Genomic DNA, 12,733 nt, shown 5'->3' on the forward strand with positions numbered 1-12,733 from the left:
AAAGCGCGTACTGCCTTGGGGAAGGTAGGTAAGGGGGAATAGAGCACAACAACCTTCGCGTGGGTTGGCATGATGCTCTAGGTGAGGAAACCGTATGACCGAAGACTTTCGTTGGGGCGAACATTGTGACTCTTTGTGTAATGCTCCTCTAAAGCTGTTGAAGCGTGAGGATCTTGATCCAAGGCACCCTGCTATCGAGTTTGACAATTACTGGAGCAGTTTAAATGGTGGTGAGATACCTGCCAAAGAAGATTTTTCTCCCGTGGATGTTAAGCCTGTTCTCAAATGGATGATGTTGTTCGAACGCCAGATGAAAGATTCGGACGACCAATATAAATTATATCTTCAAGGCACCTCTGCCGCAGAATTAACGAACGGCTCGCTTCAGGGGCAGTATCTCCATGAATTCACTAATGCTGATTGTTATAATTCTCGTCGAGACCTGATGAGATACGTACTCAAAGAAGGGAAACCCGGGTTTGCAACAGCGCATACAGCGCCTTTGAAAACTGATAGTGAATATTCAACTGATGTAACTGTTGGTATGTTCCCTTTTAGGAATATTGAAGGGGAGTGCCAGGTTTTTGTCGTACCCGCACCAGTATCAGAAAAGATTCGTGGCTGGTTGAACGCTTCTTGGTAACTAAAATGCTGAAATATCCAGTTTTTATTCAATAAAACGCAAGCCTTCCAAATTCTCATTGTTTCCTCTATGGTGCGCGGCAAAGATGAATAGTTTGGGAACGAAGAAGCACTCATATGAATATGCTGATTGCGATAGCCCTTGGGGGCGCAACTGGGGCGTTGTTACGTCATTTTGTTGCTGTCAGCATTATGCGGGTGCTCGGCTCAGGTTTTCCGTACGGCACCTTCTCCGTGAATATGATTGGCAGCCTTATTATGGGTGTTCTAATAACAGGATTTGCCATGAAGTTTGAAGCCTCACAGGAACTGCGTGGTTTTCTTACTGTCGGGCTTTTAGGCAGCTTTACAACATTCTCCACATTTTCGCTTGAAGCAGCTCTAATGATTGAGCGCGGAGATTGGCAAGGCGCTGGGCTGTATACCTTTGGCTCCCTTATTATTGGTGTATTAAGTTTATTTGCAGGCATGTGGCTTGGTAAGGTTTTATTATGAGTGGCGTTCAGAACATTAAAGTTGAAAAAGATGATGAAGGCGTTCGCATAGATCGCTGGTTTAAACGTCACTATCCTCATGTTGGATTTGGTCAGCTCCAGAAGATTATGCGCAAAGGCGAAGTTCGTCTTGATGGTAAGCGTGTGAAAGGCAGCGAACGGGTTGAAGAAGGGCAGACGATCCGCGTTCCACCGCTTGGGGATGCGCCAAAACAGGAACCCAGAGCACCGAAGTTACGTATGAGCGAGGCTGATATTGAAGAGCTTCAAAGCCTGGTTATTTACCAAGATGATGATGTTCTCGCGATTAATAAGCCTGCTGGCCTGCCAACGCAGGGCGGTACAGGGCAAGTGAAACATCTTGATGCTATGCTGGATTTCCTGAAATTCGGCTCGAAACACAGACCACGCCTTGTTCACAGGCTAGATAAAGATACTTCTGGTGTGCTTCTTCTAGGCCGTTCAGCTAATGCGGCTGGCGCACTTGCTGCGGCATTTCAGACAAAAGAAACAGATAAACGCTATTTTGCCCTTGTGCGGGGCGTTCCTAAAGTGCCCGATGGACGGATTATCCTCAAAATGGATAAAGCGCCGATTAAAGGTAATGAACGTATGGTGGTAACGCCAGATGGTAAGAAATCTATTTCAGATTATGCGGTAGTTGATCGGGCCGCACAGGAAGCTGCATGGCTTGCCCTTAAACCGCATACAGGGCGTACGCATCAGCTTCGCTTGCACTGCGCGGAATTAGGGCATCCTATCATTGGTGATGGCAAGTATGGTGGTCCGGAAGCCTTCCTTTCAGGAAGCATTTCCAGGAAGATGCACCTGCATAGTCGATTCATTACTTTCCCACATCCAGATGGCAGCAATGTAACAATTACCGCCCCATTGCCAGAGCATATGCAAGCCAGTTTTGATATGCTTGGTTTTGATATTGAGGACTATGACGACAGCATTCTTGATGAGTAGAATGTGATATGGAAAAGTCTGTAAAGTTCGGATTGCCGAATGACGTAATACTCACACCTCTCAAGCCTATTACCGATAGCCGAGGAACTCTTTGCGAAGCTTTCCGTTTAGACCGTGTTCCTGAAAAGGAATTCGTGCAATGGAATTTAGTTAGATCCAATGTTGGTACCTTGCGCGGAGTGCATGTACATAAAAATCGAGCGGATTATCTAGTTGTTATCGAAGGTGAAATGCTGTTGGGGCTCTATGATATGCGCCGTAATTCGCCAACTTTTCAGCAGAGCACAATTGTCAGTATTACACCAGAAACTCATAAAGCAGCTTATATTCCAACGGGTGTAGCACACGGTTTCTATTTCACTCAGCCAAGTCTCACGATGTATGGCCTAACGGAATACTGGAGTATGGCGGATGAAATGGGATGCCATCCTTTCGATGCTGATTTGAAGTTAAACTGGCCGGAAACTGAAAATGCAAAACTGTCTGATAGAGATCAGGCTGCGGGCACGCTTGCGGTAATGCAAGCGGAATATGATGAATGGGTAAATAAAAATGGCTGATGCTGTAAGAATTGGACTTATTGGCTGTGGTCGTTGGGGGAAAAATATCCTTCGAGATCTTTTGCTGCTTGGTTGTGATGTGCATGTTGCAGAACATAGAGAAAAAAATAGGGCATTAGCGCTTGATGCAGGCGCCTCTTCTGTTTGTTACGATCAATCAGAGCTACCAAATGAAATGGATGGTTATGTCATTGCTGTCCCCACGGCTAGGCACTACGAGACCTTGTTGACTCTAGAAAATAGTGTTGCTCCAATATTTATTGAAAAACCAATGGTGCCAAGTTTAGAGCAGGCTGAAGATATTGCTCAGAGAATGGGGGATCGTGTTTTTGTAATGCACAAATGGCGGTATCACCCTGGTATTGAAAAAATTGCAGAACTGAGAGCTTCAAATAAATACGGAAAATTGGAACATTTAAGAACCAGAAGACTGCAATGGATGCAACCGCATAAAGATGTAGATGCTTTCTGGATTTTGGCCCCTCATGATGTTTCTATAATCATGCATATACTTGGTGATTTGCCGAAGATCAAAGCTGTGCAGGCTATGGTAACGGACAATGATATTCATGCCCTCACAGCTTTTTTGGGTAATTACCCAAGTGTAGAAATGAGTGTTTCGGATATTCATCCGAAGACAGAGCGTCTTGTTTCAGCAAAATTTGAGCGTGCGGTAGTTTCGATGACTGATCCATGTGACGATTTTCTTCACATAAGGTATCTGGATGCTGATGGTACGCCCGGTGAAGAAGTATCTAAGATTCAAATATCAAAAGAGTTTCCTCTGATCCGGGAAATTCGGTCATTTGTTGATTATATTTCGGGTGGCCCAAAACCCTTCAGTTGTGTAGCTGATGAAATTAAAATGATGCAGGTGTTACATTCGTTACGCACAGAAGCATTAGCTTCCGCTGGATAATAAACTGAGTTTTATAGATAGATGTTTGATGTTTTTAGTTTGCCGGAAGGCGTTATAGTATCGACACAGCAGAAGTTTTCGGATGATAGAGGATGGTTATATGAGGGCTATAACATTTCTAGATGCCCTACAGAACTTCGGCAGTTAACTATATCGGAAAGTGATGCAAATACACTTCGGGGTATGCATGTACATTATAAGCGACATGATTATGTGATGGTGGTTAGTGGTGCACTGATCTTGGGGCTTGTTGATATGCGACCCAATTCAGATAGTTTTCGTAAAAGCAGTTGTCTTATATTGAAGCCTGAAGAAGCTTGCACTGTCTATATCCCACTAGGAATAGGACACGGATTTGCATTTCAAGAGAAGACGCGATATCTCACAGGATTAAGTGTAGCTTGGAGCCCTGAAGATGAATTTCTTTTCAGGTACGATGATCCTGTACTTCAGTTTGACTGGGGCGTTAACGAACCGATTTTGTCTGAAAAAGATAGAAATGCAGGTTCATTTGAAAGTGCTGTAAGGCAGTATCTTGAGGCCGCCAGTGGTTCGCAAGGAGGGTAATTTGCCTCTATTTTCTGTTGTAATACCTACATATACCAACTGTGAAACAATTGTCTGGGCGATCAGGAGTGTGCAGGAGCAAACGTTACAGGATTTTGAAATCCTTGTAGTTGGTGACGGAGCGCCTAAAAAGACTTCTGAAATAATGGCACAGGAATGTGCGAACGATAAGCGTATCACTTTCTTTGAAAACTCAAAAGGTGAAGGAAACGGTGAGCTGCATAGGCATCATGCTCTTCTTAAAGCTAAAGGTAAGTATGTTGCCTATTTAGGGGATGATGATCTTTGGCATAAAAGCCATTTAGAAACAGTGAAGTTGCATCTGCACGAGGTGGATTTTCTGAATACGGTGCATCTATGCCTATATCCGAATGACAAACTCATTGCGTTTCAAGGTAATTTGAATGACGCTGCTTTACGTAGTGCAATGATGAAGAATAAGTACAACTTCTTCGGGCCGACGACCGCTGCCCATACCATGGAAGCATATAGTAAATTGCCTTCTGGCTGGTCCCCAAAACCGCAGGGTATGTGGTCTGATTTACATATGTGGCGGCAGTGGTTTGGCCAAAGCGATGTGCGCTTTAAAACCGTCCCAGAAATTACCACGATGCATCTGGATTCTAGCGTGAGGGGTACACCCACTATAGAAAGAGCACTTGAATCTCAAAAATGGCTTGAAAAATTGCGGAATGATGATGAATTTAAAGCCATTAAGGCAAAAGCGCTAGAGAACTTGCTTTTAGACACAGATAAAAAGCGTTATGCGGCTTTTCAATTCCGCGATCAACTCTCGAAAATGGGACTTATGGCCTTACAAGGGAAGCAAATCTCGATACAGACCTTGGATCGAGTAGTAAGGTTGAGGCCGGTGGATGACTGAGTTCAATAAACTTGTTATTTTTGATTGTGACGGCACACTTGTTGACAGTCAGCATATGATTATTGGTTCAATGCATGACACCTTTGATAAGGCGGGTTTCGAGAGAAAAACGGACCAAGAAGTTCGCGCCATCGTAGGCCTAAGTCTTCATGAAGCGATAGCCAGCTTGTTACCACATGAAGGTACTGAGGTTCATGCGGCGATGACGAATGATTACAAACAAATATTTTATGAACGCCGAACACAGCAAGGAGCAGGGCCTGACCCCCTCTATGATGGAACACGTGAGGCACTTGTAGCCCTTAACGAAGCAGGGTATCTGCTTGGTGTTGCTACGGGGAGCAGCCGAAGAGGATTAGATAGAGTTCTTGCAGAGCATGATCTGGCAAGTTTTTTCGTAACACTACAAACTGCAGATGGGCATCCTTCTAAGCCTCATCCTTCGATGATTTTTACCGCTATCGCTGAGGCAGGGTCAAGTCCTGAAAGTGCAGTTATGGTTGGTGATACCAGTTATGATATCATGATGTCCGTGAAAGCTGGTACAACGCCTATTGGCGTAAATTGGGGATATCACAGTGAAGATCTATTGGCGGACGTAGGTGCGAAGCATATTGCCTCTCATTACAATCAGATACCCGCTTTGGTGAAAGCAGCGATAGGTGATTAATATGAGTGAAATTAAAGATGAAGTGAATGCTGAAGCATCAAAACCTAAAGTTATTTTTCTAGTAGCCGCAGCGGTGTTTGCGCTAGTGGCCGCATTTGCCTATTTGAATGAAGAAGAGATTATCGAAGCCAGTGGAGCTACTGGTTTCGCGCTTTTGTTGATGTTGTCTGTTCTTGTTTCCCTGTGCCTTGTTTTATGTTACCGCATGCCGCGTCTTGGAAATCGGTTGCTTGGGTACGATGTTGTCATCACCAAGCCTGATGAAAAAGGCAAGGCGGATATGCAGTACTCTGGCGGATTTAAGATGGATGGTGGTGCAGACCTGAAACGCCAGAATAGCCGTAGGAAAGAAGCTCGTTATTCCAGAAAAAAATATGCTGAAGTAACTCGGCAAATGCAGGAAGAAAAAGCGCAGCTGTCTGAAGACCAAGGTAAAGAGTAAATGAAAGTTTTCTACAAGGAAGTAACTGTTGAAGCCGTGGATGGCGGCTTTGGTGTCGCCCTTGATGGCAGAATTATTAAAACACCAGGCAAAGATACGCTTGTTATGCTGACATCGGTCCTTGCCGAAGCGGTGGCTGAAGAATGGCGCGCGCAAAGTGATGAGGTTGATGCTTCAACAATGCCTATCACCAAGCTTGCAAACACGGCGCTGGACCGGGTAGCAAAACGAATGGATGATGTGGCGGCTGAAATTGCGAATTTCGGAGGCACAGACCTACTCTGTTACAGGGCAGATGAACCGGAAGAACTTATTAAACGTCAGAATGAGATCTGGAACCCTTATCTTGAATGGGCCAAAGATGTACTACACGCAGATTTGAAGACAACAGATGGCATCATGCCTGTGGCGCAGGATGAAGCTGCACTTAATCAACTTACGGTGCAGGTAATTGCTTGCGATCCCTTTGAGTTGACGGCGTTACATGAATTTACCAATGGCTTTGGCTCTCTAGTGCTCGCGCTTGCCTATATGCAGGGGCATAAGCCCTTTGATGAACTATGGGCCGCTAGCCTTCTTGATCTTACCTATCAGGAAGAACAGTGGGGGCTTGATTATGAAGTTGAAGACAAACGTAAAGAAAAACTCGCTGATTTAGAAGCAACATGCAGGTTTTTGAAACTAGTTCGGGATAACTAGGCTGGCAAAAGCAGGCTAATCCATATACATATGATTTGATTTTCAGGGGCTACGGCCCCGTGCGCCGCCCCAAATCTGGCGCAAAGGGAGAAGGGACCAAATATAAAATGAAAGAAATCCTGGAAAGGCTCGAAGAAAAACGTAATCAGGCTCGCCTTGGCGGCGGTCAGAAACGTATCGATGCCCAGCACGGTCGCGGCAAACTTACTGCACGTGAACGTATTGATCTTTTGCTCGATGAAGATAGTTTCGAAGAATATGATATGTTTGTAGAGCACCGCTGTGCGGATTTTGGTATGGAAGATACCAAATTTGCAGGTGACGGTGTTGTAACAGGCTCAGGCACAATCAATGGTCGCTTGGTTTATGTATATAGCCAGGACTTTACCGTGTTCGGTGGTTCACTTTCTGAAACACATGCACAGAAAATCATTAAAGTTATGGACATGGCCATGAAGGTGGGGGCACCGGTTATTGGTCTTAATGATAGTGGTGGCGCTCGTATTCAGGAAGGTGTGGCAGCCCTTGGTGGTTATGCGGATGTATTCCAGAAAAATATTCTGGCTTCTGGCGTTGTGCCGCAGATTTCCATGATTATGGGCCCTTGTGCTGGTGGTGCAGTTTACAGCCCGGCGATGACAGATTTCATTTTTATGGTGGAAGATACTTCTTATATGTTTGTAACAGGCCCTGATGTGGTGAAAACTGTAACAAACGAAGTGGTGACACAGGAAGAACTTGGTGGCGCTTCTACGCACACAACCAAGTCTGGTGTCGCGGATAAAGCCTTCTCAAATGATGTGGAAGCCCTTGCGCAACTTCGCCGTTTTATGGATTTCCTACCACTCAATAACCGTGAGCCAGCGCCTGTTCGTCCAACATTTGATAAGCCGGACCGTATCGAGGATTCCCTTGATAGCGTGATCCCATCAAACCCAAACAAGCCATATGACATGCATGAAGTGATCACTAAAATGGTGGACGAGGGTGATTTCTTTGAAATTCAGCCTAGTCATGCAGGCAATATCATTGTTGGCATGGCACGTATGGATGGTCAGACAGTAGGTATTGTTGCTAACCAACCAATGGTTCTTGCGGGCTGTCTGGATATTGATAGTTCGAAGAAAGCTGCACGTTTTGTTCGCTTCTGCGATTGTTTCAATATTCCAATCGTTACTCTTGTAGATGTTCCAGGCTTTTTGCCGGGCACTGCACAGGAATATGGTGGAATCATCAAGCACGGTGCGAAGCTTCTGTTTGCATACGGTGAAGCAACTGTTCCGAAAATTACGATCATTACCCGCAAAGCATATGGCGGAGCATATGACGTGATGGCATCCAAGCATTTGCGTGGTGATTTGAACTATGCATGGCCAAAAGCAGAAATTGCTGTAATGGGTGCGAAAGGCGCGGTGGAAATTCTTTACCGTAAGGAAAAGGATGATCCTGAGAAAATTGCTGAACGCACTAAAGAATATGAAGACCTGTTTGCTAACCCGTTTGTAGCGGCGCAGCGCGGTTTCATTGATGAAGTAATTATGCCGCACAGCACGCGTAAACGTGTGATCACAGGTCTCCGTAAGCTTGCTAATAAGCACTTGGAGAACCCGTGGAAGAAGCACGATAATATTCCGCTTTAGGGTGTTGTGAAGGTCTCAAAATGAAAATTACCAAACGGGCGATATATGGGTTGATGGGTGCTGGTCTAGTGATCGGTGCCACCTTTGTATTGTTCCGTTTTGGCCAAGAAAGCACAGGGAATGGCTGGTTCTTTTTAAAGGATACTTTGCCATTCATCGTGATTTTTTCATTTGGGGTCATGTTGCTGTGTATGACATTGCCGAAAAAATGGGTTGCGAAGCTCCTTAAGATCGTTGGTGAAGGAACATAGGAATGTTGGGTGTTATTGCTGATTGGCTAGCTACAAATCGTATTATACTGCGTCGGCTGTATATTGTTTCTGTATGGTCGATGGCACTGTTCGTTATTGGTGGTGTTTTTATCATCATCGTGATGACAGTTCCGGAAGATGAACAGGGTGGCTTTGTAGTGAATTGGTTAGCAATAGTAGCGCCTGTTTTATTCTTTATTGTTTATCCGTCTTACTACAAATTTGTTCGCAGGAAGTTGAATAAGAATAATGGCTAGACCTCTCCCGAAAGATTTAGAAACAACCATTAAGGGCGCTGCTTCAAAGGCGGAGAGCCGCTCAAGTTTTACGCTTGGTATGATGCTTGGTGGTGCTTTTGGCTTTGGGCTTGGTGCAGCGGTATTTGGTGCAATCGGTGGTAGCCTGTTCTTTGGAATGGGTGCTGCTTCGGTTCTGGTTTTATGGTTCCTCGCCTGGAGGCGCGGAAATAAAAAGAATTCATAAGGAAAAAGGGTCCCATCATGTTTAAGAAGATCCTAATTGCAAACAGGGGTGAAATCGCTTGTCGGGTTATGAAAACCGCGAAAGCGATGGGTATTAAAACTGTTGCTGTTTATTCAGATGCAGATGAAGATGCGCTGCATGTAGAAATGGCTGATGAAGCTGTTCATATCGGCCCGGCTGCAGCCGCTGAAAGTTATTTGATCGCTGATAAAATTCTTCAGGCTGCGAAAGATACAGGCGCGGAAGCGATCCACCCAGGGTATGGCTTCCTTTCTGAGCGTGCAAGCTTTGTAGAAGCTGTTCAGGCGGCAGGCCTTACCTTCATTGGTCCTGATCCAAAAGCTATTGAAGCAATGGGTGATAAGATCACATCGAAGAAATTGGCGGCTGAAGCTGGCGTTTCCACGGTACCAGGCCATATGGGGATTATCGCTGATGCTGATGAAGCAGTAAAAATTTCTGCTGAAATTGGTTACCCTGTGATGCTTAAAGCATCCGCAGGCGGTGGCGGTAAGGGTATGCGTATCGCTTGGAATGATGAAGAAGCCCGCGAAGGTTACATCTCTGCACAGAATGAAGCGCGCACAAGTTTCGCTGATGACCGTGTATTCATTGAGAAGTTTGTTGAAGAGCCACGCCACATTGAAATTCAGGTACTTGGTGATAAGCACGGTAACGTTATTTATCTTGGTGAGCGCGAATGTTCCATTCAGCGACGTCACCAGAAGGTAATTGAAGAAGCACCAAGCCCGTTCCTTGATGAAGCTACTCGTAAAGCAATGGGTGAAGAATCTGTAGCACTTGCGAAAGCGGTGGATTACCACAGCGCGGGAACAGTTGAATTTATTGTTGATAAAAATAAAAACTTCTACTTCCTGGAAATGAATACACGTTTGCAGGTGGAACACCCTGTAACAGAGCACATCACCGGCGTTGACCTTGTTGAGCAGATGCTCCGTGTAGCAAACGGTGAAAAACTTTCTATGACGCAGGATGATGTGAAGCTTAAGGGCTGGTCTATGGAGACACGCGTTTATGCGGAAGATCCGTTCCGTGGCTTCTTACCGTCTATCGGCCGCCTAACACGTTACCTGCCACCAGAAGCGTCTGATACAGTGCGTGTGGATACTGGCGTTTATGAAGGCGCTGAAATTTCCATGTTCTATGACCCAATGATCGCGAAGCTGATCACAACGGGTGAAACACGGGAAGAGGCAATTGCAGCACAGCGTACAGCGCTTGATGAATATTATATCCGTGGTATCGCGCATAATATCCCGTTCCTTTCTGCTCTTATGGCGCACCCGAAGTTCCAAGCGGGTGATATGACGACTAATTTTATCGCTGAGGAATACCCAGACGGCTTTGAAGGTGGTGCTCTGGCTCCAGAGGTGAAGGAAGCAATGATTGTTGCTGCAACTTTCATCAATGCTGTTGAACGCTCACGTGCATCACAGGTTGAGGGACAGATTGCAGAGCCTCGTTCTCCGCAGGAAAAAGCTTGGATTGTGTCTATTGATGGGGAAGATGTTCAAACAACTATCATCCCAATCGAAGACCATGCTGAAGTTGGCATTGGCACAAAACGTATTGCTATTACTAGCAACTGGGTACCTGGCCAGCCTGTATTCCACGCGAAGATTGGTGACCGTGAATTCGCAATGGAAATTGACCGTGAACCTCTTGGTTGGACGCTGACATGCGATGGTGTTGCGGAAAATATCCGTGTTCAAACAGAACGCGCTGCGGCTCTTTATGCATTGATGCCGGAGAAGGTAGCACCAGATACATCCAAGTTCCTTCTGTGCCCAATGCCAGGACTTATTGTTTCTGTCTCTGCTCAAGAAGGCGATGAAGTGAAAGCAGGGCAGGCACTAGCTGTTGTGGAAGCGATGAAGATGGAAAACATCCTCCGGGCAGAAAAAGATGCGACTGTGAAATCGGTGAAAGCTGCGGCGGGTGATAGCTTAGCGGTTGATGAAGTAATTATCGAATTTGAATAAAACATATTGAGGCAGCTTCGGCTGCCTCTTTTGTTTCGGGGAGCGAGTATGTCTGTAGAGTTTGAAAAGACCAAAGAACTGTTGGGTCAGTTGATTGCTTTTGATACCACAAGCAGAAATTCCAACCTCGAATTGATCTATTTTATCGAAGGCTATTTGGGAGAGAAGGGTATCCCATCTGTGCTTGTGCATAATGACGAAGGATCAAAAGCCAATCTTATCGCTACTATCGGACCGAATATCTCTGGAGGTGTTGTGCTTTCGGGGCACACCGATGTAGTGCCCGTTGATGATCAGGATTGGGATACTGATCCATTTGTGATGACAGCACATGATGGTAAGCTTTTCGGCCGTGGCACTTCTGATATGAAGGGCTTTATTGCTGTTTGTTTGGCTTATGCAGAAAAGTTCAAAACCGCAAATCTCGCAAAGCCGGTGCATTTTGCTTTTTCATATGACGAAGAAGTTGGGTGTCTTGGTATTCAAGCCATGTTGCCAGTACTGAAAGAGCATATAGCCCAACCTCGTTTAGTTGTTGTGGGAGAGCCTACCTCTATGGCTGTAGCAAATGCTCATAAGGGCCAACATGTGTCGCGCACCAAAGTACATGGCAGAGAGGCACATTCCAGCAGAGCGGAAGATGGCGTAAACGCAGTGATGGTCGCCGCTGATTTGATTAAGTTCATTGAAGGTATGGCCGAAACAGCAAGGAATGGCGGCCATAAAGATGATATGTTTAACCCGCCTTATACCAGTTTCAATGTGGGGCCTATCACGGGCGGTAGCGCTTTTAATATTATCCCTAATTACTGTGAGTTCGATTGGGAATTTCGTGCAGTTCCTGCCGATGATGGAAAAGAGCATTTGGCGAAGTATGAAGCTTATATCCGTGATGTTGTTAACCCTAAAATCTCAGCCAGGTTTCCAGAATGCTACGCCGAGACATCTGTTTGGGCTTACTTGCCACCACTAAAGGCATACCCGGGAGATGAGGCTGAAACACTTGCCTTAGCGCTTGCTGAAAAGAATGCGACTACTGTGCTTGCATTCGGTACTGAAGGTGGACATTTCCAAAGTATTGAATTCCCTGCCGTTGTCTGCGGGCCGGGTGATATTGCCCAAGCTCATAAACCTAATGAGTTTATTGAAAAATCACAGCTTGAGGCATGTGGACGTTTTATGGAACGCTTGATTGAGGCTTTGAAATAAATGACAGATCGTGTTGCTGTAAAAGTTTCCATTACAGGTAAAGTACAGGGTGTAGGTTATAGGGCTTGGTGTGTTGCCGAGGCTGAAAAGCTTGACCTGCATGGTTTTGTACGTAACCGTATAGATGGTAGTGTAGAGGCTCTGTTTGTTGGGCCACAGTTGCATATAGATGCGATATTGAAGGCTTGTGAAGAGGGGCCCGTTTATGCTGCCGTTGAGAGTGTAGCTGTGCAGGAAGCTAAGGGACTGGTACCTCCCAAATTTCAGGTTAAGCCGACTGTATGAATAAAAAGGGGTAG

General features: G+C 45.5%; 17 protein-coding genes. All 17 read left to right on the plus strand.

Going from position 1 to position 12,733, the window contains the following annotated elements:
• The first annotated feature begins 94 nt into the window (after positions 1-94).
• The 17 genes from KFE96_RS08830 to KFE96_RS08910 all read left to right on the plus strand — a co-directional run bounded on the left by KFE96_RS08830 (position 95) and on the right by KFE96_RS08910 (position 12,719).
• Positions 95-643, plus strand: a complete 549-nt coding sequence (locus tag KFE96_RS08830; protein WP_255832267.1) for a PAS domain-containing protein — start codon at positions 95-97, stop codon at positions 641-643.
• A gap of 116 nt (positions 644-759) precedes the next feature.
• On the plus strand, positions 760-1,137 hold the full coding sequence (crcB, locus tag KFE96_RS08835; protein ID WP_247018053.1) for a fluoride efflux transporter CrcB: 378 nt from the start codon (positions 760-762) through the stop codon (positions 1,135-1,137).
• A complete protein-coding gene (locus KFE96_RS08840; protein ID WP_255832268.1) occupies positions 1,134-2,108 on the plus strand; it encodes an RluA family pseudouridine synthase in 975 nt (324 codons plus the stop codon). The genes crcB and KFE96_RS08840 overlap by 4 nt, the downstream gene beginning before the upstream one ends.
• Positions 2,109-2,116: 8 nt before the next feature.
• Complete coding sequence (locus tag KFE96_RS08845; RefSeq protein ID WP_255832269.1) at positions 2,117-2,668, plus strand: dTDP-4-dehydrorhamnose 3,5-epimerase family protein; 552 nt, start codon at positions 2,117-2,119, stop codon at positions 2,666-2,668.
• Positions 2,661-3,587, plus strand: coding sequence for a Gfo/Idh/MocA family protein (locus KFE96_RS08850; protein WP_255832270.1), 927 nt, complete (start codon positions 2,661-2,663; stop codon positions 3,585-3,587). Before KFE96_RS08845 ends, KFE96_RS08850 begins: the two co-directional genes overlap by 8 nt.
• 21 nt (positions 3,588-3,608) lie before the next feature.
• Positions 3,609-4,154 carry a dTDP-4-dehydrorhamnose 3,5-epimerase family protein gene (locus KFE96_RS08855; protein ID WP_255832271.1) on the plus strand — a complete coding sequence of 182 codons (546 nt, stop codon included), beginning with the start codon at positions 3,609-3,611 and terminating at the stop codon, positions 4,152-4,154.
• Position 4,155: 1 nt separating this feature from the next.
• Positions 4,156-5,037 (plus strand): glycosyltransferase family 2 protein, encoded by an 882-nt coding sequence (locus KFE96_RS08860; RefSeq protein WP_255832272.1) that lies wholly within the window; start codon positions 4,156-4,158, stop codon positions 5,035-5,037.
• Entirely contained in the window at positions 5,030-5,707 is a 678-nt protein-coding gene (locus KFE96_RS08865) for an HAD-IA family hydrolase (RefSeq protein ID WP_255832273.1), read from the plus strand. Before KFE96_RS08860 ends, KFE96_RS08865 begins: the two co-directional genes overlap by 8 nt.
• A gap of 1 nt (position 5,708) precedes the next feature.
• The gene (locus tag KFE96_RS08870; RefSeq protein WP_255832274.1) at positions 5,709-6,149 is read left to right on the plus strand and encodes a hypothetical protein; all 441 of its coding nucleotides are present in this window, start codon (positions 5,709-5,711) and stop codon (positions 6,147-6,149) included.
• Entirely contained in the window at positions 6,150-6,848 is a 699-nt protein-coding gene (locus tag KFE96_RS08875; RefSeq protein WP_255832275.1) for an ATP12 family chaperone protein, read from the plus strand.
• A gap of 107 nt (positions 6,849-6,955) precedes the next feature.
• Positions 6,956-8,488, plus strand: a complete 1,533-nt coding sequence (locus tag KFE96_RS08880; protein WP_370650575.1) for an acyl-CoA carboxylase subunit beta — start codon at positions 6,956-6,958, stop codon at positions 8,486-8,488.
• A gap of 20 nt (positions 8,489-8,508) precedes the next feature.
• Positions 8,509-8,739 carry a hypothetical protein gene (locus tag KFE96_RS08885; RefSeq protein ID WP_255832277.1) on the plus strand — a complete coding sequence of 77 codons (231 nt, stop codon included), beginning with the start codon at positions 8,509-8,511 and terminating at the stop codon, positions 8,737-8,739.
• A gap of 2 nt (positions 8,740-8,741) precedes the next feature.
• Positions 8,742-8,996, plus strand: coding sequence for a hypothetical protein (locus tag KFE96_RS08890; protein WP_255832278.1), 255 nt, complete (start codon positions 8,742-8,744; stop codon positions 8,994-8,996).
• Positions 8,989-9,222: a hypothetical protein gene (locus tag KFE96_RS08895; protein WP_255832279.1), complete on the plus strand. Its 234-nt coding sequence runs from the start codon at positions 8,989-8,991 to the stop codon at positions 9,220-9,222. The genes KFE96_RS08890 and KFE96_RS08895 overlap by 8 nt, the downstream gene beginning before the upstream one ends.
• Before the next feature lie 17 nt (positions 9,223-9,239).
• A complete protein-coding gene (gene accC, locus KFE96_RS08900; protein WP_255832280.1) occupies positions 9,240-11,225 on the plus strand; it encodes an acetyl-CoA carboxylase biotin carboxylase subunit in 1,986 nt (661 codons plus the stop codon).
• A 48-nt stretch (positions 11,226-11,273) separates the two neighbouring features.
• On the plus strand, positions 11,274-12,434 hold the full coding sequence (gene argE / locus KFE96_RS08905; protein ID WP_255832281.1) for an acetylornithine deacetylase: 1,161 nt from the start codon (positions 11,274-11,276) through the stop codon (positions 12,432-12,434).
• The gene (locus tag KFE96_RS08910) at positions 12,435-12,719 is read left to right on the plus strand and encodes an acylphosphatase (RefSeq protein WP_255832282.1); all 285 of its coding nucleotides are present in this window, start codon (positions 12,435-12,437) and stop codon (positions 12,717-12,719) included.
• The last annotated feature ends 14 nt before the right edge of the window (positions 12,720-12,733 follow it).

Source organism: Kordiimonas sp. SCSIO 12603, assembly GCF_024398035.1.
Taxonomy (GTDB): domain Bacteria; phylum Pseudomonadota; class Alphaproteobacteria; order Sphingomonadales; family Kordiimonadaceae; genus Kordiimonas.